Genomic DNA, 19,619 nt, shown 5'->3' with positions numbered 1-19,619 from the left:
CGGCGCGCGGCCTTGCCACGATGCAATCCGATCGGCAGGCACACTATCCAGTAGGCTTGCCGCGATGCAATAGCAGCGCCGCTGAGCAGGCAGGACACCGTCCGGCACGTGCGGCGCGGCGAGCCGTGCAAAGCGAGGAGGCCGACGTGGGTCGACGCGAGGACGTCGCACGTCTCGCGGGCGTCTCGGCCCGCACCGTTTCGAACGTCGTGAGCGGCACCGTCAACGTCGCGGCCGGCACCCGGGAGCGCGTGCTCGCCGCCATCGAGGAGCTCGACTACCGGCCGAGCGAGATCGGCCGGATGCTGCGCTCGGGCCGCACCGGCGTGGCCGGGCTCGTCGTACCCGACCTCGACAACCCCTACTTCGCGGAGCTGGCCCGCAAGCTCATCGAGGCCGCCCGGGGCCACGGGTACACGCTCATGATCGAGCAGACCGACGGCGTCCGGGACCGCGAGCGCGAGCTGCTCGCCCGCGCCGACACCAAGGCGATCTTCGACGGCCTGATCGTCAGCCCGCTCGGCCTGACCGACGACGACCTGAGCCGGTCCGCACGCACCCAGCGCCCCGTGGTGCTGCTCGGCGAGGAGCCGCACCCCGGCTTCGACCACGTGCACATCGACAACTTCGTGGCCGCCCGCGAGGCGGTCGAGCACCTGCTCGGCGCCGGACGGCGGCACGTGGTCGCGGTCGGCGCCCAGCGCACCGTGCGCTCCTCCAGCTCGCTGCGGCTGAGCGGGTTCGAGGCCGCCATGGAGGCGGCGCCGGACGCCACGGCGCAGGTCGCCTACGTCGACACGTTCACACGGCGCGGCGGCTACGACGCCACCCGGGCCCTTCTGCACGACGGCCCGCTGCCCGACGCCCTGTTCTGCTTCTCGGACCTGCTCGCCCTCGGCGCCCTGCGCGCCCTGCACGACGCCGGCATCGCGGTGCCCGAGCAGGTGGCCGTGGTCGGGTTCGACGACATCGAGGACGGCCGGTACGGGCACCCCAGCCTCACCACGATCTCGCCGGACAAGGAGGCGATCGCGCAGGCCGCGATGGACGCCCTGGTGCGGCGGATCGGCGGCGACGAGAGCGAGGCGGTGCGGGTGCTGGCGCCCCACCGGCTGGTGGAGCGGGAGAGCACGGGCTGAGGGTCGGGGCCGATCTCAGGCCAGGCCGACGGGCTTCGGCCCGCACCGTGCGCGCAGGAGGTCGGAGTCCTTGAGCAGGTGCCGCACCTGCCAGTCGAGGTCGGCAGGGTGTGCGGCGCCGCCCGGCCGCGAGTAGTGCTCGGCGAGGATCTCCTCGACGCCCAGGAACAACCACGCCCAGTAGGTCGGCCGCACCAGGTGCCACTCGGTCTCCGAGAGCGGGCGGACGGAGTCGTACCCGCGGATGACGTCGTCGTGGTCACCGCGCCAGGAGAGGGCGAAGTCCGCGACGAGGTGGTTGTGGTGGCACGCCTCGAAGTCGAGGATCCCGCTGAGGGCCCCTGACTCGAACAGCAGGTTCCACCGCGTGAAGTCGCCGTGGATGACGCCGGAGGGGACGTCGGGCCGGACACCGGACTCGGTTTCGGGCGCGGTGTCGGACTCGTGCTCCGCCAGCCGTGCGGCCGCTTCCTCGCGATAGGCGCGCAGGATCCGGCCCTCCTCGGGGAGCCGCTGCTCGTGGACCGTGAGCCAGCGGTCGAGCAGCGGATCGCTCACGGCCTCGCGGGGAAGCTCGAACCCGTCCCGCCGGCCGATGGCGCCGAGCGAGGAGCTCGCGGCGTGAAACTGCGCCAGGAGTCGGCCGCGGTTGGACCCCTCGGTGTCGCTGCCGCCCTCGACGGGCGCGGGCTCACCGGGGAGCCAGGCGAAGAGCCGCCAGACCCCGTCGCCCCGGACGACGGGTTCCTCCGCGAGGACCGGCGCCGGCCAGCCGGCCGACCGCAGCCCGGCCATGACCCTGCTCTCGTACCGCCAGTCCGCCCGGACACCCGCTGGCAGCCACTTCAGCGCGAACACGGTCGAGCCGCGCCGGACCCGCCACGTGCGGGACCGGCTGCCGCCCAGATACGTCGCGTCGGACAGGCGCCACCGCACCCGCAGGACCCTCGGAATCATCTCGCCGGGCGCTGCTCGGTCGGTCGAGGGGCGGGCCACAGAGGTCATCGCCACATCATGTCGTGCAGTCATGTCGTGCAGTCGTGTCGTGCAGTCATGTCGGGCAGCGGAGCCCGGGATCCCGTCGACCCGAACCGGACCTTCCGATCGGCCCGGCCGTCACGCTCCCGCCGGGGCCCGCTCCTCCTCCCCCGGCACGGTGACACTCGCGTCGAGACGCAGGGCGGCGACCAGCTCGCGGTAGAGCTCGTCCGACTCCAGGAGCTCCGTGTGCCGTCCGATCGCCCGGACCCGGCCCCGCTCCAGCAGCACGATCTGGTCGGCGTCCATGACGGTCGAGATCCGGTGCGCGATCGTCACCACCGCCCCCGTGCTCGCGACCTCGCGGATCGCTTCCGCGAGCGCCGCCTCGGTCAGGCCGTCGAGCTGCGCCGTCGCCTCGTCGAGCAGCAGGATCTCCGGCCGGGCCACGAGCGCCCGCGCCACGGCGACGCGCTGCCGCTCGCCGCCCGAGAGCTGGGACGCGCTGACCTGGGTGTCGAGCCCGTCGGGCAGCATCTCGACCCGTTCGGTGAGCCGCAGCGCATCGACCGCGGCCCGGATCTCGGCATTGGTCGCGTCCGGGGCGGCGTACGCGAGGTTCTCGCGCAGGGTGCCGGGCACGATCGGGGTGTCCTGCTCGACGTAGGCGATGCGGGAGCGGATCTGGTCCGTGGTCCACCCCACGTAGGGCCGCCCGTCGAGCTCGACGTGACCGGAGTCCGGGCTGAGGAACCGCAGCAGGAGCGACATGATCGTCGTCTTGCCGGCGCCCGAGGGCCCGACGATCGCGGTGTGCCCGCGCCGCGGCACCTCCAGGGTCACGCCGTCGAGCGCGGGCGGCCGGGTGCCGGTCGTGCCGTCGCCCTCGGCGCCGGCCCCACCTGCTCCGGCATACCGGAAGGTCACGTCGTGCAGCCGCACCAGCGGCGGTTCCGCACCGGCGCGCGGCGCGGCCGACAGGCCGTCCAGGACGCCGTCCCGCACCGCGGCGTCGTCGTCCGCCTCCAGCGCCATCTCCTCGACCTCGCTGATCCGCGCGGCCGCCGCGAGGCCCGACTGCAGCGACGTGAGCGACATCGTCAGGAGCATGACCGGCATCATCAGCTGGAACACGTACAGCAGGAACGCGACGAGCGTGCTCACCGTGATGGCGTCGGTCGAGACCCGCCACGCCCCGACGCCGAGCAGCAGCATGACCGCCAGGTTGACCGCGACCCCGGTGATGGTCCACGACACGTTCTCGAGCTTGACGGCGCGGATGCCGCTGCGGGCCGAGGCCTCGGCGTGCGCCGCGACCCGGCCCGTCTCGCGCGACTCGGCCCGCGCGGACTTGACGGTCCGCAGCGCACGGATGACCCCTTCGAGACGGCCGCCGAGCGCGCCCACGTGCTCCTGCGCCTCCTGCTGCGCGCGGGACAGCCGCGGCATGAGCGCCACCACGCTGATGCCGGCCAGGATCAGGACGGCGACCGTGACGCCGAGCAGCACGACGTCGAGGTAGGCCATGAGCACGATCGCGCCGACCAGGCCGATCACACCGTTGACGAAGTTGACGACGCTGGAGGTGGTCGCCTCGCGGATGAGCAGCGTGTCGGAGGTGACGCGGGTGACGAGCTCACCGGGCTGGCGCGCCGTCACCTCGGGGACGCGGGCGTGAAGCAGGTGGCGCACCAGGCCGGTGCGGGCCGCGAGGATGATCCGCTCGGCGAGGGTGCCCAGCATGATGCCCTGGACCAGCCCGACCACGGTGCCCGCCACGAGCAGCACGGCGAGGATCGTGATCGGCGTGGCCAGGGACGCGGAGGCCTCCAGCCCGTCGAGCACCGCCTTGGTCACCAGCGGGGTGGCCAGCTCCGTGGCGGTGCCGATCGCCCCGAGGATCAGCGCGACGACGAGCACCGCCTTGTGCGGGCGGGCGTAGGCCCACAAGGACCGCACCTTCTCCCCCGTGGTCCGCTCCTGCATTCCGTCCGACACGTCTTCGCTCCGTCCGCTCACGTCCCGCTCGTTCAACACGTGCGATCCATTCTGCGACACCACTGTCGCATTTCGCAACCATATTGTGCCGCCCGGAACTACGGCCTACCCTCGGCCTGGTGACGACCACCGAGCAGAACGAGCGAGGAGCGCGGGCCCGCACCAGGTCAGCGGTGCTGGACGCGGCGGCGGCCGTGTGGGCGCACGACTTCTCGGCCTCGCTGAGCTCCATCGCGCTGCGCGCCGACGTCAGCCGCTCGACCCTGCACCGCTACTTCACCGACCGGCAGGCGCTCATCGACGCCCTGCTGCTCGACTCGCTGGCCCGGCTGGAGACGGCCGACGACGGCTCGGCGACGGCCGTCCCCGCGATGGAGACCCTGGAGCACTTCCTGCGCGCCGGGGTCGAGATGGGCGACCGCGTGATCTTCCTGTTCGCGGACCCCAAGCGGTTCGAGGGCAACCCGCACTGGTCCTCCGACGACGGCGACGAGGAGATGCGGGCGCTCGTCGACCGCGCCCGCGCCGAGGGCGCGATCGGCGCGGGCATCCCGACGTCCTGGGCCCTGAACCTGTACTACGCGCTGCTCTACACCGCGGCAGAGGTCAGCAACCAGGACCTGCCGCGGCACGTCGCGGCGGACCTGGCCGTGCAGTCGTTCCGGCGCAGCGTCGCGCCCTGAACGGGCGCGCCGCCGCGACCGGAACCACCACCGTCAGCCCAGCGCGGGCCCGTCCGACAACGGCACCGCCGCCGGCCGCTCGCACCGGCTCTCGACGGCGACCGTCGTCCCCGAGTCGGCCGCCGTGAGCAGCGCCGTCATGACCTCCAGCACGTGGTACGCGAGCGCGCCGTCCGCGCGCGCGACGACCCCGGGCGCCGTCGTCGCGAGGTCGGCAACGCCGTAGCCGCGCCCCGCGCCGCGGTAGCCCGCGCTGGGCGTCAGGGTCTCCCAGGAGCCGCCGAGCTCGTGCAGCAGCACGTCGCCGTCGAACCCGTTCGGGTCGGGGACGACGAGCGACCCGGCCTGCCCGTGCACCTCGATGTTCGACGCGCGGGTGGCGACCGCGTCGAAGCTCATCACCAGCGTCGACAGCGCGCCGGACACGTGCCGCAGCACCCCGGTCACGTGCGTGTCGACGTCGACCGGGACGGTCTCCCCCGCCCGCGCGCCCGACCCGATGGTGCGCGTCGCGCGGGTGTGGCTCGCGAGTCCGACCACCGACTCGACCGGGCCCAGCAGCGTGACCAGGGCGGTCACGTAGTACGGGCCCATGTCCAGCAACGGGCCGCCGCCCGGCTGGTAGTAGAAGTCGGGGTTCGGGTGCCAGCGCTCGTGGCCCGGCGTCGTCATGGTCGCGGTGGCGGCGACCGGCCGACCGATCGCGCCGTCGTCGATGGCCTTGCGCGCCGTCTGCACGCCCGTGCCGAGCACGGTGTCCGGAGCGCAGCCCACCCGCACCCCGGCGGCCCGGCCCGCGTCCAGGATCGCGCGCGCGTCCTCCAGGGTGACCGCGAGCGGCTTCTCGCCGTAGACGGCCTTTCCGCCGGCGATGGCGCGCAGGGCGATCTCGGCGTGGGCGGCGGGGATCGTCAGGTTGAGGACGAGGTCGACCTCGGGGTCGGTCGTCAGCTCCTCGACGCTCAGGGCACGCACGCCCTGCTCGGCGGCCACGGCCGCCGCCCGCGCGGCGTCGAGGTCGGCCACCGCGACGAGGCGGACGGCGTCGAGCCGCTCGAACGTGGTCAGGTACTGGCCGGCGATCGCCCCGACCCCGACGATCCCGACCCTCAGCGGCTGGCCCACAGGATGCCCCTCTCGATGATGGTGCGCACGTTGGGATCGGCGACGACGGCGAGCTCGTGACCTGGCGTCGAGACGAAGACGCGGCCCGCGCCCCACCGCCGCGTCCAGATCGCCGGGCAGGTCACGGGCCGGTGCCACGGGTCGAACTCGCGCGCGGCGAGCGTGGTGGTCGCGAGCACGTCGTTGTACTCGTCGGACAGCACCCAGTACTGCTCCGTCGTCAGCTCGAAGTCGGAGATCCCGGCGACGATCGGGTGATCGGCGCGCTCGGGCACGATGTCGATCGTGTGGCGCACGAAGTTGTCGGCGGCCTCCCCCGGCAGCTCCGAGCGCGGCGCCCTGGGCGGGTGGGCGGCGAACTGCCCGCCGACGAGCTGCAGGTAGTCGGAGCTGTTCCGGAAGGAGTCGGCGATGCCGCCGTGCCATCCCGCCAGCCCCGTGCCGGCGGCCACGGCGGCGATCAGGCCGCTGAGCTCCGCGGGCTCGATGGTGCTCATGGTGACGGTCTGGACCACGACGTCGACGCCCGCCAGGTAGTCGGCGTCGGCGTAGACCGCCGTCGACTCCTCGACCCGGACCTCGTAGCCGTGCTCGGTGAGGAACGGCAGGAAAGAGTCGGTGGTCTCGACCGGCTCGTGCCCGGTCCAGCCACCGCGCACGACCAGCGCGCGTTTGTTGCTCGACGTCGTCGTCATGGGGCTCCGCTCCCGAAAGTTGCGCAACTGCGGCCCGATGAGATGCCGCCTCCCTTTGATACCCGAGTACTTTTGCCGGATCAACCCCCAATAAGTTGCGCAACTTCTGCGACCGTCACTACCGTCGTCATATGCCGGACCCACGTCGGACCACCCTCGCGGACGTCGCGCAGGCCGCCGGGACCACGGTGCCCACCGTGTCCAAGGTGCTCAGCGGCCGCTCGGACGTCTCGGCGGCGACCCGCGCCCGCGTGCTGGACGCCGTCGCGGAGCTCGGCTACCGCGGCCGCGCCGGCCGGAACGCGCCGTCGCGCCCGGAGAGCTGGCCCTTCGTGGACCTCGTGCTCAGCGGCATCGAGGGCACCTGGGCCAACCGCGCGCTGAGCGGCGTCGAGCAGGCCGCGGAGGAGGCGGGGATCGAGGTGGTCGTGTCGGTCGCCCGCCCGCCCGACGACGCCTGGCTCACCCGGCTGCTCGCCCGGCGGCTGCGCGGCGCCGTCCTGGCCCTCGTGGACACGACCGACGACCAGCTCGCGACCCTGGCCGCCGCGCGCCTGCCGGTGGTGCTGCTCGATCCGCTGCGCCAGCCGCCGTCGTCCGTGGCGAGCGTCGGGGCCGCCAACTGGGCCGGCGGCCGCGCCGCGGCCGAGCACCTGCTGGGGCTCGGGCACCGGCGCCTCGCCGTCCTGGGCGGGCAGCGCGACCACCTGTACAGCCAGGCGCGGATCGATGGGTTCCGTTCCGCCGTCACGCAGGCGGGCCTCGACCTGCCCGACCACCGCGTGGCCCACACCGACTGGCGGCGCGAGCAGGCCGCGGAGGGTGCGCTGGCCCTCCTGCGCGCCACCCCGGCGCCGACGGCGGTCTTCGCGTGCTCGGACACCATCGCCCTCGGCGTGTACGACGCCGCCGCCGCGCTGGGCCTGCGGATTCCCGACGACGTGAGCGTCGTCGGCTTCGACGACCTGCCCGAGGCGCGCTGGCTCAGCCCGGCGCTGACCACGGTGCACCAGCCCATCGCGGAGATGGGCGGGGCGGCGCTGCGCATGCTGCTGCGGCTGGGCGGGGACGTGCCGCGGGAGGCGCCGCGCGAGGAGCTCGCGACGCGGCTGGTGGTGCGGGGATCGACCGCGGCCGGGTCGATGTCACAGGACTGAGCCCTACCCGGTCATGGGGGCGTGACCTCGAACAACGCCGTCTCCCTCGGCACCCACACCATCTCCGTCCAGCACGGCACCTCCGTCGTCGAGCAGCGTTACCACGTCGCCGGGAGCGGTCCCGTCTGCGTCGTCCACCCGGGCGGTCCCGGGATCGGCTGGGACTACCTGCGCATGCCCGACCTGGAGCGGAGCATGACGATGGTGTACGTCGAGCCCGTCGGCACCGGGGCGTCGGGGCGGCTCGCCGACCCGCGCGGCTACGACCTGGGCCTGTACACCCACTTCCTGCACGCGATCGTCGAGCACCTGGGGCTGCCGCAGGTCATGGTGCTCGGGCACTCCCACGGCGGGTTCGTGGCCCAGCGCTACGCGCTCGACCACCCGGACCGCGTGGCCTCGCTGGTCCTGTACGACACCTCGCCCGTGACCGGCGAGGACTTCTGGTCGGTGGCGGTCGAGAACATGGAGGGGTACGCGCGGCGCCACGTCGCCGACCATCCCGAGGTGGCGACCTACGTCGCGGGCCTGACCGGCCAGACCGCGCCGTCCGACGACGAGGGCGCGACGGAGGTGCTGCGCAGGATCGCCCCGGCGTACTTCCACGACTACTGGGGCCACGAGTCCGACTTCGCCGTCGGCCGCAACGCGCTGCGCATGTACGCCGCCCCGGCGTGGGGCGAGGGGCCGGCCTTCGACGTGCGGGAGGAGCTGCCCGCCCTGTCGATGCCCACCCTGGTGCTGGTGGGCGACGACGACTTCATCTGCGGCCTGCGGTGGGCCCGGATGATCCACGAGGCGGTGCCCGGTTCGCAGCTCGCGGTGCTGGACGGGACCGGTCACCTGGGCCACATCGAGAGTCCGGGAAAGTTCACCGCGGCGGTGGCGGGCTTTCTCGGCGCGGTGACCGTGGCCGGTTCCTGACCTCCCCGTCCGTGTGAGGCTGCCCGGGCGGACGTCAGCCGCCCGGGCAGTCGCTGTCGCCGCCCGAGTACTCGACGCAGCCGGTCCACGGCGTGTGCTCGGGCTCAGGAGTCGACACCTCGAACGTCGGCACCGCGCACAGGACCGCGACGATCAGCGCGACCAGGCCGACCGGTCCGTGCCAGAGGTAGATCCAGCTCGCCTCACGCCGCCAGGCGCTGATGAACGTCCAGACGACGGCGGCCACGACGACCGGCGCGGTCACCGCGTAGGTGACGTGGTTGCCGGTGTCCGGGCTGCCGCAGGAATGGATGAAGCAGGCGTAGGACGTGAACCAGTTCCCGGCAAGGACCAGCACGCCGATCGGGATCAGGACGGCGGCCGCCACCTCGAGCGCCGGCGCACGGGAAGACCTGACGACGACCGGGCGGGGCTTGCCATCGGCTGACATGGGCCGACTGTACTGGTGTCCCTGCTCAGCGCACCTCCCCCCGCAGGGCGCGGACCAGGCCGACGACGGCGGGGACGGCCACCCAGACCGCCAGCCCGGTGAGGAACCTGCCCAGCTCACCCTGGTCGACACCGTCGCCGAAGCCGGAGACCGCCGCGCTGTCGAGCCAGGGCAGGACGGGCGCGAGTGCGGGCACGTTGGCCAGCAGGCCGGTAGCCATCGGCCACACCAGCACCAGCACGATGGCCGCCGGCGCGTTGTTGATCGCCAGGCCCAGCGCCCACCCGGACAACGCGCCCACGAGAGTGCCGGCCGCCCAGGAGGTCAGTGCGGCGGCATCGACCGCCCAGCTCGCCTCCTTGCCGGTCACCACGGCTCCGACGGGCACGATCACGGCCGCGGCGGCCACGGCGAGCACGACGAGCGTGAGGGCGAGCGTCGCTGCCGCGACCGCCTTGGCGGCCACCACCTGCCCGCGCCGCGGGGTGACGACGTAGGTGACCAGCGCCGTACGGTGGGTTCGTTCCGCGGTGACCAGCATGATCGCCATGACCGTGACCAGGGTCCCGCCCGGCACGCCCGCGAGCTGGGCCACCTCGGAGAACGACGCGCCCGGGCGGACGAGGAGCGCGCCTCCGCCGAACACCCCGGCGAGGACCACGGCGACGCCGATCAGCACGGCGCCGGAGACCGTGTCGACGAGCTTGCGCAGCTCGACCAGACAGAGCCGGGCGGTCATGCCGCGATCCGTCCGCCACGGGCGGCAGCCGCCCGGTCCACGCCGTCGGTCAGCGCGAAGTAGTGCTCGGCGATCGCGCCGTGGGCCGCGGCCAGGTCCGCCGTCGTACCGGCGCTCAGGACTCGCCCTCCACCGATGATCACGAGATGGTCCGCGAGCTGCTCGACCTCGGCGAGCTGATGGCTCGACAGCAGCACCGTACGACCCCGGTCGGCCTGGTCCCGGAGCAGCTCGGCCAGCCAGCGCTGGCCCTGCGGGTCGAGCCCGTTGGCAGGCTCGTCGAGCACGAGCACGTCCGGGTCGCCGAGCAGCGCGTGGGCCAGTCCCAGCCGCTGCCGCATGCCGAGCGAATACCCACGCGCCCGCTGCCGCCCCTCCCTCCGGCTCAGGCCGACCCGGTCCAGTGCCTCGTCGGCCCGACGCCGGGGCAGACCGAGGGCGATGCAGGTGAGCGCGAGGGTCTCGCGCCCGGTGCGTCCCGGGTGGACGGCGTCCGCGTCGAGCAGGACACCGACGGTCGCGGCCGGGCGCGTCAGGGAGCGGTAGGACCGGCCCCCGATCGTGGCTCGCCCGCTGTCCGCCCGCGCCAGGCCGACAAGGATCCGCAGGGCGGTGGACTTGCCCGCCCCGTTCGGACCGAGGAAGCCGGTGACCGCTCCCGCCGGAGCCTGGAGGTCAACCGCGTCGAGCACTACGTGGCCTTGGTACGCCTTGGTCACACCGTCGAATTTGATCATGACCGCACTGCATCACCGCGGCCAGGCCGGCCACATCCTGCGACAGGCCGGAAGTCTTCAGCCGATGGGCCGGCGAACCCGAGCCGAAGGTCGCTGGGGCTCCTCGCACGGCGATTCCTAAACTGACCAGGTGATCTCCCCGCAGCACCCCGTGCCCGTCAGCCCCTCGGCTCCTGACGACGCCGCTCCGACGCGCGCCGTCGTCGGCTGGCTGGTGGTAGCCGGGCTGTGGCTCTACTACCTGGCCCCGGTCCTGGTCCGGCTGCCGCAGGTCCCCTGGCCGCTGCTGGCGCTCGCCGTCGGCAGCGGGGCCGTCGGCGTGGCGACCGTGGCCCTCCACCATCGGCATCCCCTCGTCGCGGTGGTCGTGTCCGGCGCGACGCTGCTGGTCTCCCCGGCGGCCCTCGGCGCCGTCATCTACTGCCAGGCGTCGCTCGCGCGCCGGGGCGCACGGCGCGTCGCGACCGCCGCCGGTGCGGGCGTGGTGGCGGCAAAGCTGGCCGGGCTGCTCCTGGGGGCCGACGGCGAGCCGTGGACCGCACCCTCGACCGTCGAGCTCACCCTGACGGTCGCCGGGACCGCCCTGGCCACTCTGACCGGCTGGCTGGTCACCAGCCGGACGGCCGAGACACGGCAGCAGTCGGCAGCCGCCCTCGCCCGCCGCGAGGCCGACGAGGCCAGGCTCGAGCAGGCCCGCATGGCCGAACGAGAGCGCATCGCCCGGGAGATGCACGATGTGCTGGCCCACCGCCTGTCGCTCGTCGCGCTCAACGCCGGCGCGCTGGCCTACCGGACGGACCTCGACTCCGACACGGCCCGGGTCACGGCCGCGCAGATCCAGTCCGACGCGCGGCAGTCGCTGGCCGACCTCCGCACGGTCCTCGGCACGCTCCGCCGGGCGCCCGACGGCCCGCCCGAGCCACCGCAGCCCACCCTGCACGAGCTGCCCGTCCTGATCGCGGAGGCCGAGGAGTCGGGCCAGTCGATCGACCACCAGATCACCGGGGCCGAGTCCGTGCCTCAGTACGTGAGCCGGCAGGCGTACCGGATCGTGCAGGAGGCCCTGACGAACGCGCGCAAGCACGCGCCCGGCGAGCCCGTCACGGTGCAGGTTGCGCACGCCGGCCATGAGGTGCGGATCCGGGTCAGCAACCCCGTCCCCGCCACCGGCGTGCCCGGCGGACGCCCGGGCTACGGCCTGGTCGGCGTGGCCGAGCGGACCGCGGGCGTCGACGGCACGGCCCGCCACGACGTCGTCGACGGCGCATTCGTCCTGGACGCGACCCTGCCTGTCCGGGAGGCCCGGTGAACGCGCCCGGCGTGCCCGGTGTGCCCGGCCCGGTCTCGGTCCTCCTGGTCGACGACGACCCGATGGTGCGCAGAGGCCTGCGCCTCGTCCTGGGCGGTGACGCCGGGCTGATGATCGTCGGCGAGGCCGGGGACGGCGCGGAGGGGCTGGCGCAGATCGAGCGGCTGGAGCCGGACGTCGTTCTGCTCGACATCAGGATGCCGGTGCTCGACGGGCTCGCCGTGCTCGGCCGGCTCCGGGACCGCGTGGTGCCGAGTCCCCGCGTGGTGGTGCTCACCACGTTCCATACCGATGACGACGTGCTGACGGCCCTGGCGGACGGCGCGGCCGGATTCCTGCTCAAGGACGCCGAGCCGGCCGAGATGATCGCTGCCGTCAAGGCGGTGCACCGGGGCGACCCGGTGCTGTCTCCCGCGATCACGACCACGGTGATCGCCGCGGCGGCGGGCCGCCGGCGGGCCGATCCAGACGTCGCGCGGGCCGTCGCGGCGCTCACCGGGCGGGAGCGCGAGGCCGCCGTGCTGATGGCTCGCGGCCTGTCGAACGCCGAGATCGGGACGCGCATGCACCTCAGCCTCGCGACGGTGAAGGCGAACCTCACCCGGGTGTTCAGCAAGCTGGGCGTCGACAACCGGGTGTCGGCGGCGATGGCGGTCCGGGACGCCGGACTCCTCGACGGTGCCGATCGCTGACCCTCGGTCGGCGCCGTACCGCCCTCTGACGAAGAGACCACCTCCCACCTGTCTTACCAGGTGAGATGCGGTTTCTTCAGACGCGGGGCGACCACTTGACGGGGGAAGCGCGGGCGCGAGGGACGGCCGCCCATGCGATGACGCGCGGGCTCAGAAGACCGCGATCGGATTGACCGGGAGCCCGGTGGTGCCGGTGATCCGTGGCGGCGCGATCACGAGCATGAATCCGAATCGCATCAGGCCCTTGCACGCCTCGGCGAGGTCGTCGAGGCCTGCGGCGTCGACCAGCGGGAGGCCGAGCCGCGCGAGGGCGACCTGGTGCATCGGGAGCGGGAAGCTCGGGGGCCTCCGGTCCCCGATGTCGCCGACGTAGAGGGCCGCGCCGTGCCGGTCGAGCCAGTCGACCGCGCTCAGGTCCAGGCCCGGGACTGGATGATCCATCGGTCGGTCCACCTCCCAGCCGCCGCGCACGACGACCGCGTCGCCGGGATGAACCTCGGTGCCGGCCCGATCGAGCGCCTCGTCGAGGTCCGCTCCGCTCACGCGGTGACCGGCATCGAGAGAGCCACCGTCCGGGGCCAGGTCCAGCAGCACCCCTCGAGTGACGATTCCGTCCGAGATCCGGTCGGCGGAGCCGTGGCGGACCCCGACGGGCGTGACGGCGTCCGAGAGCGGGACACCGGGATACAGCTGATCGTCGACAGGGATGTGGCAGCTCGCGTCGACGTGCGTCAGCGCTGCGTTGTGGGTGTTGACGAGCAGGGAGTCGGTGACGGCCGCCGGATGCGCCCCGCTGTAGTTCATGATCTGCAGGACCGGCGCGGGCACCGTTGCCGGGCTGCCGACCGGGGACAGGCCGGTGGTCAGGGGCACCGGGTGGGTCGGACGTGCGAGGCTCACCGAGGTCGCTGTCCGGACCTCGGCGGCGGCCCGCGCCCGCGCGGCGTCATCGACGAGATTGAGCGTGCCGAGCTCGTCGTCCTCGCCCCAGCGTCCCCAGTTGCTGGGCAGCAGGTCGTCGCTCATGCCGCCGGCTCCGACTGGTCGAGGCCCGGCAGGGAGTCCAGGGCGGTGCGCAGCTCGGCGTCCCCGGATCCGCGGGCGCTGACGTACCCGTCGGGGCGGACGAGGATCCAGTCGCCGTCGGTGACAGCGAGCGTGCCGTGGAGCCGGCCGTCAAGATCCCACACGCAGCGATCCTGCCGACCACGACTGATCGTCACCTTCTCCACCCATGCCGGCAGCGGGGCAGCCTGCGCAGCGGCATGGCCCCGGCCGGCACCGGCGTCGGCGTCGGCGTCGGCGTCGGCGTCGGCGTCGGCGAAGAGGAGCAGATGCCAGGCCGGAGTCCTCAGCGCCGCGCGCAGCATCGTCCATCCGGGCGACTGCGCGTCGGCGGCCGTGACCTGGACCAGCCGCTGGCCGGGGCGGGGGCCTTCGCCGACTCCGGCGGGGACGGTGAGCGGGCTGTCCGGGTAGGCGATGGTCAGGCCCGACATGTTCCGGATGAGCTGGCGCGCGAAGCCGCGGTCCGCGTCCGTCGTGCCGGCATCGCCGGGGGCGGCATCGACCATCGCGGTGTCCATGACCTCGCCGGTGGAGGCGAGCAGCGCCTGGCCGATGGGGACGCGTTCGGCGTCATAGGTCTCCAGCAGGGTGGGATCGGCATCGCCGCGGACGACCATCGCGAGCTTCCAGGCCAGGTTTGTCGCGTCCTGGATGCCGGTGTTGAGGCCCTGGCCCGATGCCGGGGAGTGGACATGGGCGGCGTCTCCGGAGACGAAGCACCGGCCGACGCGCATCGCGGGAACCGCCCGCTGCTGGATGGTGAACTCCGAGGTCCAGCTGGGGGTCTCCACGACGGTGTCGCGTCCCAGCGCCTGCGACAGCTTGGTGCTGAACTGCTCGGCGATCCGCTCCGGGCGACCGGCGTCGCCGTCGCCGGTCGTGTCCAGCAGGCGCCACTTGCCCGCCTCGGGAAAGGGGAAGAGCATCAGCGCACCACCGGCCGGGAACAGCCAGTGGACGCCGTCGCGAGCCAGGTCCGTGTGCACGATCGCGTCGGCGATGAGCCAGGTGTGGGCCGAGTCGCCCTCCAGCGGGAGCCGCAGCGACTTGCGCACGGTGGAGTGCCCGCCGTCGCAGCCCCAGAGGAACTTGGCGCGGACCGTCTCGTGCTCTGCGCTGGGGCCGTCACCGGTGCGCAGGACAGCGGTGACGCCCTGATCGTCCTGGTCGAACGACTCCAACCGGGTCGCCCACTCGACCCGGACCCCAGCCGCGGCGACCTGGCCGCGGAGCACGCGCTCGATGACCACCTGGTCGATGTTGAACATGTAGGGGAAGCGGGTAGGCAGGCCGTCGAAGTCGAAGTCGGTCCGGCTCGTGTGGGCGCCCTGGTGCCGGACGAAGGCGTTGACTCTCGTCCCATGTGGCGCGATCTCGCCGAGCAGGCCGGTCTGGTCGTAGATCTCCAGGCTCCTGGCATGCGCCCCCAGGGCCCGGCTGGTGGTGCCCGGCCCGCTCGCTGCGTCCACCAGCCTGACCGAGACCCCGGCCCGGGCCAGGTGCAACGCGGCCATGAGGCCGACCGGCCCGGCCCCCGCTACGAGCACGTCGACGTCGTCGTCCGGTGTTGAACCCATTCGCCGCTTCTCCCTGTGTCAGCTATGCTTACACTGCAATCCTATACCCCTGGATCCACTGGAGCGGAACATGGCGGACGAGAATCAACCGAACACTGACGCGCCGCTGCTCGCGCTGCTGCAACGCGGGGTCCGTCACCTCACCGACGAGTTCCTGGTCCGCCTGTCCGACGCGGGCGTGGCCAGCATCACGCCGGCGCATGCAGCGGTGCTCGCTCATCTGGATGCCGAGGAAGCGGTGAGCACGGCGGAGCTGGCTCGCCGTGCGGACGTGACCCGTCAGACGATGCATCGGGCTGTCACGCAGCTCATCGGCGAGGGCCTGCTGAGCAGCGAACCTGGACCTGGGTTCCCGCGGTCGACACGGATTGCGCTCACGCCAGCAGGACAGCAGCGCCGCGACCTGGCCCTGGGGATCCTCCGCGACCTGGAGGTCGAACTCGGTGACCGACTGGGGTCGGAGGCGGTCGCGGGCCTCCGGGCGACGATGTCGCGTGCTTGGCCGCACTAGCGCGAATCGGGCGTAGGCGGGGTGCCCCGAGCATGGCGGCCTGGCCTCTGCGTGGCATGCGGCGGTGGGCCCAGCCCACCCGCAGGGGATGTGCACGTCTCTTTGACGCTCAAGTGCGCGGTCATCCCCCACCGTTCCGAGGCGACCCGTGCGCTCTGCGCGGCCAGCATCCCGGATGCCGAGATTTGGCCGTCCCAGCGGCCAATTTGATGAGTATTTGATGAGCGGCTCAAGTCCCAGAAACCCTTCAGGCCCGGAAACCCTTGAGTTTCCAGGCCTGAATCAATCGGGCTGACAAAATTTGAACCTGCGACCCCTTGAAGAAATCAAGGACCCTTCTGCACGACCGAATAGCTCTAGAAATCACGGGTTTCATCGGAGTCTTGCGGATCGGCTCGCACCGACCTGTCAGAGAGTATCGGGTCGCGTCGGGTCGGCGCGGGTTGAATCTGATGAGTATTCGATGAGCACCAGCAGCGCCCAGCAGACCGGCTCGACCCCGAGCCCAGCCAGCGAGTCTTGGCAGCGGCAGCCTTCCAGGTTGCCGGCCCGTATGCCGTGCCAGCCATTGGCGTCGCATCGATCGCTGTGATGGTGTGGTCCTCGACGGCCGACCTAGGCGTCGCGGCGACTGTCGTCGCAGATCCGTAGCCCGGCCGCGGCTTCTGCGTGCAAGGCTCGCTCGAGTAGCGGGTGGTCCCGGCATCAGATCTGGTCCGGTGCGGTATGCAAGCGCGCTGTTCCCGGCACCAATGAAGTCCGGAAGAGCCGCACCCGTTGCATGGGCGGCTGGTGCCGCATGTAAGTTCAGCCTGTGCCCAAGCCCACCCCAATCCACGCGGTGCCACGGGCATTCTCGGCCCTTCTGGATCCGGACCGCGAAGTCCGTTCATGGGCGCAGGCCCGCCAGCAGGAAACCACCTATAGGGTACGACTTCTTGCCGACCGGCAACGAGGACTGTGTCTCGCCGGACGGGACGGTTCCGACGCCTTCACGCACCGACATCTGGAACGTGAGTTGCGTAGCGCGGTGGCAGCGATGACGAAGGAGCCAGCACCGAACCGGTCAGGTGAGATCGACTGGTAACCCCAGTTCTTTCGAGTAGCTCTTTGCGTACCTAACGGCTACGTCGCGACCGGCTTCCATTCTGCCAGCGTTGTCGCGTGACGCCGGAAGCGCGTCGATCTTCTCGCGCGCCAACCCCTCGAGAACTGGGTCATCTAGGCTCCGAGCCAGGATGAATGACTTAACAAGACGGGAGGGATAACTAACGCGAGGCAGCCAAACAAAAGTCTCTCCGTCACTCACGTCAGTCTCGGCCATAAGGCCGCGACACAGGCCATCGCGGTCCTGGATGCGCTCCGTACCGGAACGAATCTCTGAACCAAGCAGATCCAATGAATCATCCGCACCTGGCCACTCGAATCTGTCACCCCGCACAGGGTACACGCCGACAGCAAGACGACCGAACTTAGCAAGCCTCGGGCCGAGTTCCTTATCGTCAACCGCTAGACGCCACTCCACGGCGCCGCCAGGACTCCGAGTCACTGCGAAGGTAACTGCAAGGCCACGAGCTTCCCAGACGGCTGAGCCGTTCCGCGACACTGAGGCATGCCCATCAAGCGCCCCCCAAGCCTGAAGGTCATGGATAAGAAGCATTCTCGATCTCGGAGCACCCATCAGTAGACGCGCCACCATCTGTGCGGGCTCTTAGGGACCCGAGCGATCATGAATTCCAAACCATTTGCCCCTTCCTTGTATGCCCAAACTTCCCCGTAATCCACACCCATCTCCTTCAAATACTTCCGGAGTTCCCTCGTTCCTCGCCGAATGCCACTCTGCGTGGCCGGCTTGAGTTCTACAGGGAAACCTGCTGCTGTGAACCCGTCTGGGCGCGCCCCGGAGGGAAGCGCTCGTTCCCCTTCGTATCCAAGGCCCTTCAGATGAGTCGCCCATTCCTCACTGTGATGGACTTCGGTGCCGCGTGCTGCCGCAGCGTTGTTCCCGGGACAGGCCCTCCTGACTCCTGGATCGCTGCCAGCAACTCAGATGCGCCGTCCCTGTCTGGTCGGCCGCCTTGGTCCCGGCGGTAGGTGCGGTAGCGGTCAACTACGCGGACAGCCGCGGAGTAGCGCGACTGCAGCGAGTAGACCGAGTCAATCGCGCACAGTGCCAGCGAGTCGGGATATCCAGTCGGCTCGGTCCAGGAAGATGGATCATCGAGGTGCTTGCGCACGGATAGTTCAACCGCATCGCCGTCACTCACTTCGGACATGTCCGGAGATTACGACGCGCGGGCAGGACTGGGAACGGCGATCTGGAAGGCTCGGTCGTCCCAGCCGAGTACCCGTGAGGTGTCCTCGAACCGGTCCCACAGGCGCAGGGAACGGCGGTAGCGGAGGGTCGAGGCCGCCACGACCCCGATCCAGGACTGCTCCGCGGCCAGGCGCAGTCCTCCCGCCCGCCCCATGTGCCGGTACCCGGCGACGTTCATGATCTGCAGGTAGGCACCGCTGTTGACGATGCGCATGAAGTCCAGGTCCTGTGGCAGCACCCGCATGCGGGTGACGGACGGGTCCAGGATCGTCATGCCGGGTTCGGGCTTGGCGGGCAGGAACGCGGACCAGGCGAACTGCATCATTCGGCTCATTCGATTGCTCTCTTCGTGGTCGTACGTGGGTGTCCGGGAGCGACCAGCACGCTGCGGGTGCTGACTGACGCACCAGGACGATCGCCGACGGACCCGCACCATCGCATCGGCAAGAACTACCTAGGCGGGCACACTGCGTTGCGCGCTGGCCACGAATCGCTTCACGGCTCCTGGCCGGTCAGGTCGAGGGAGACGTGCCACAGCCGCCGGGCGGCTTCAGCGTCGAGCGCCCACTCCTTGACGGCGTGGCTGTTGCCGCGCAGGTCGGCGTCGTCGGACACGGTCGACGACTCGTTGCAGTCGTCGAGGTAGTGGCCACCGCTGCGGGCGAGCTCCGGGGCCGTGGCCGCGACGAGTGTCGTGGCGGCACCCTGCTGGACGGTCTTGTAGCGGAAGGCGCCGGCCGCCTCCTGACGGTCCAGGTACGCCTTCATCTCGGGCGTGAAGTCACGCTGCAGACCGGTCGCCACACCCCCGGGGTTGACGGCGTTGGCCACGATGCCGTCGCTCGCCCAGCGGCGGGTCGCCTCGACGACGAACAGCACGTTCGCTGTCTTGGACTGCGCGTACGCGAGCTGCGGGTCGTACGGCCGCCGGCGAAAGTGCAGGTCGTCGAACACGACCGGCGAGTTCATGTGGGCCCCGGACGTCAGGGCGACCACCCGGGCACCGCCGCGTTCGGCCGCACCGGCTGCGAGCGCGTCCCTCAGCCCCACGGACAGTGCGAAATGACCCAGGTGGTTGGTCGCAAGCTGCAGTTCCCAGCCAAGCGAGTTGCGCGCCAGGACCGGCGACATCACGCCGGCGTTGTTGACCAGCAGATGGAGCGGACCGGCCCAGCCGGCGACGAAGCGCGCGACGGAGCCGGGTTCGGCGAGGTCGAGGTGGGCGGCTCGGACCGCGGCGTTCCCGGTGGCTGCCGAGACCTCCTCGGCAACGGCCGCGCCGGCCCTGATGTCACGCACCGCGAGCGTGACCTCGGCTCCCGTGGTCGCGAGCGCACGGGCCGTCTCCTGGCCCAGCCCCGACGTGGCGCCGGTGACCACCGCGCGTACGCCGGTGAGGTCGAGGCCCGCCACGACGTCGTCCGCGGTGCTGTGGGCGTCGAACGTGGTGTTGAGCAGTGCGGGTCGGGACATCGTTACCTCCAGAACGAGACAGGAACGAACGTCCGGTCACTATACG

At 71.7% G+C, this 19,619-nt stretch carries 18 protein-coding genes and 1 pseudogene; 7 read left to right on the top strand and 12 right to left on the bottom strand.

The genetic code is table 11. From position 1 onward, the window contains the following. Positions 1 to 146: 146 nt before the first annotated feature. Positions 147 to 1,139 carry a LacI family DNA-binding transcriptional regulator gene (locus H291_RS0111000; RefSeq protein ID WP_020015050.1) on the top strand — a complete coding sequence of 331 codons (993 nt, stop codon included), beginning with the start codon at positions 147 to 149 and terminating at the stop codon, positions 1,137 to 1,139. Positions 1,140 to 1,154: 15 nt separating this feature from the next. Here H291_RS0111000 and H291_RS0110995 read toward each other — a convergent pair whose 3' ends face one another. Further along, positions 1,155 to 2,144 (bottom strand): phosphotransferase, encoded by a 990-nt coding sequence (locus H291_RS0110995; protein WP_198012447.1) that lies wholly within the window; start codon positions 2,142 to 2,144, stop codon positions 1,155 to 1,157. Between the two features lie 111 nt (positions 2,145 to 2,255). After that, a complete protein-coding gene (locus H291_RS0110990; protein ID WP_232216021.1) occupies positions 2,256 to 4,115 on the bottom strand; it encodes an ABC transporter ATP-binding protein in 1,860 nt (619 codons plus the stop codon). A gap of 119 nt (positions 4,116 to 4,234) precedes the next feature. Between H291_RS0110990 and H291_RS0110985 the strand changes: the two genes are divergently transcribed. Continuing rightward, positions 4,235 to 4,798: a TetR/AcrR family transcriptional regulator gene (locus H291_RS0110985; RefSeq protein ID WP_232216020.1), complete on the top strand. Its 564-nt coding sequence runs from the start codon at positions 4,235 to 4,237 to the stop codon at positions 4,796 to 4,798. Positions 4,799 to 4,831: 33 nt separating this feature from the next. Here the strand turns inward: H291_RS0110985 and H291_RS0110980 are convergent, their stop codons facing one another. Together H291_RS0110980 and H291_RS34525 are read right to left on the bottom strand one after the other, a co-directional pair. Beyond that, entirely contained in the window at positions 4,832 to 5,923 is a 1,092-nt protein-coding gene (locus tag H291_RS0110980; protein WP_020015046.1) for a Gfo/Idh/MocA family protein, read from the bottom strand. After that, on the bottom strand, positions 5,908 to 6,618 hold the full coding sequence (locus H291_RS34525) for a ThuA domain-containing protein (RefSeq protein ID WP_020015045.1): 711 nt from the start codon (positions 6,616 to 6,618) through the stop codon (positions 5,908 to 5,910). Before H291_RS34525 ends, H291_RS0110980 begins: the two co-directional genes overlap by 16 nt. Positions 6,619 to 6,749: 131 nt before the next feature. Here H291_RS34525 and H291_RS0110970 point away from each other — a divergent pair, with 131 nt between their 5' ends. Together H291_RS0110970 and H291_RS0110965 are read left to right on the top strand one after the other, a co-directional pair. Further along, entirely contained in the window at positions 6,750 to 7,775 is a 1,026-nt protein-coding gene (locus tag H291_RS0110970; RefSeq protein ID WP_020015044.1) for a LacI family DNA-binding transcriptional regulator, read from the top strand. A 21-nt stretch (positions 7,776 to 7,796) separates the two neighbouring features. After that, complete coding sequence (locus H291_RS0110965) at positions 7,797 to 8,699, top strand: alpha/beta fold hydrolase (RefSeq protein WP_020015043.1); 903 nt, start codon at positions 7,797 to 7,799, stop codon at positions 8,697 to 8,699. 34 nt (positions 8,700 to 8,733) lie between these two features. Here H291_RS0110965 and H291_RS0110960 read toward each other — a convergent pair whose 3' ends face one another. The 3 genes from H291_RS0110960 to H291_RS0110950 are packed head-to-tail and all read right to left on the bottom strand — an operon-like array spanning position 8,734 to position 10,626. Beyond that, the gene (locus H291_RS0110960; RefSeq protein ID WP_157236811.1) at positions 8,734 to 9,150 is read right to left on the bottom strand and encodes a hypothetical protein; all 417 of its coding nucleotides are present in this window, start codon (positions 9,148 to 9,150) and stop codon (positions 8,734 to 8,736) included. A gap of 25 nt (positions 9,151 to 9,175) precedes the next feature. Then, entirely contained in the window at positions 9,176 to 9,889 is a 714-nt protein-coding gene (locus tag H291_RS0110955; protein WP_020015041.1) for a hypothetical protein, read from the bottom strand. After that, entirely contained in the window at positions 9,886 to 10,626 is a 741-nt protein-coding gene (locus tag H291_RS0110950; protein WP_020015040.1) for an ABC transporter ATP-binding protein, read from the bottom strand. The genes H291_RS0110955 and H291_RS0110950 overlap by 4 nt, the downstream gene beginning before the upstream one ends. A gap of 130 nt (positions 10,627 to 10,756) precedes the next feature. Here H291_RS0110950 and H291_RS29545 point away from each other — a divergent pair, with 130 nt between their 5' ends. Together H291_RS29545 and H291_RS0110940 are read left to right on the top strand one after the other, a co-directional pair. Next, positions 10,757 to 11,935: a sensor histidine kinase gene (locus tag H291_RS29545; RefSeq protein ID WP_020015039.1), complete on the top strand. Its 1,179-nt coding sequence runs from the start codon at positions 10,757 to 10,759 to the stop codon at positions 11,933 to 11,935. After that, complete coding sequence (locus H291_RS0110940) at positions 11,932 to 12,627, top strand: response regulator (protein ID WP_020015038.1); 696 nt, start codon at positions 11,932 to 11,934, stop codon at positions 12,625 to 12,627. The genes H291_RS29545 and H291_RS0110940 overlap by 4 nt, the downstream gene beginning before the upstream one ends. Positions 12,628 to 12,777: 150 nt before the next feature. On the opposite strand, the gene H291_RS0110935 is transcribed toward H291_RS0110940, so the two are convergent. Both H291_RS0110935 and H291_RS0110930 read right to left on the bottom strand, forming a co-directional pair. After that, entirely contained in the window at positions 12,778 to 13,653 is an 876-nt protein-coding gene (locus H291_RS0110935; RefSeq protein WP_020015037.1) for a cyclase family protein, read from the bottom strand. Then, entirely contained in the window at positions 13,650 to 15,272 is a 1,623-nt protein-coding gene (locus H291_RS0110930; RefSeq protein ID WP_020015036.1) for an FAD-dependent oxidoreductase, read from the bottom strand. Before H291_RS0110930 ends, H291_RS0110935 begins: the two co-directional genes overlap by 4 nt. Before the next feature lie 70 nt (positions 15,273 to 15,342). Here H291_RS0110930 and H291_RS0110925 point away from each other — a divergent pair, with 70 nt between their 5' ends. Beyond that, complete coding sequence (locus tag H291_RS0110925) at positions 15,343 to 15,783, top strand: MarR family winged helix-turn-helix transcriptional regulator (protein WP_020015035.1); 441 nt, start codon at positions 15,343 to 15,345, stop codon at positions 15,781 to 15,783. Positions 15,784 to 17,463: 1,680 nt separating this feature from the next. Here the strand turns inward: H291_RS0110925 and H291_RS34895 are convergent. The 3 genes and pseudogenes from H291_RS34895 to H291_RS0110915 all read right to left on the bottom strand — a co-directional run. Further along, positions 17,464 to 17,772, bottom strand: a pseudogene (locus H291_RS34895) (hypothetical protein); the annotation flags it as partial. 296 nt (positions 17,773 to 18,068) lie between these two features. Beyond that, entirely contained in the window at positions 18,069 to 18,425 is a 357-nt protein-coding gene (locus H291_RS29540) for an acyl-CoA thioesterase (protein ID WP_020015034.1), read from the bottom strand. Between the two features lie 170 nt (positions 18,426 to 18,595). Continuing rightward, positions 18,596 to 19,573 (bottom strand): SDR family NAD(P)-dependent oxidoreductase, encoded by a 978-nt coding sequence (locus tag H291_RS0110915; RefSeq protein ID WP_020015033.1) that lies wholly within the window; start codon positions 19,571 to 19,573, stop codon positions 18,596 to 18,598. Positions 19,574 to 19,619: the final 46 nt, after the last annotated feature.

Origin of the sequence: Promicromonospora sukumoe 327MFSha3.1 (genome assembly GCF_000385135.1) — a bacterium.
GTDB lineage: Bacteria > Actinomycetota > Actinomycetes > Actinomycetales > Cellulomonadaceae > Promicromonospora > Promicromonospora sukumoe_B.
This window is presented reverse-complemented; position numbering and strand designations above follow the sequence as displayed.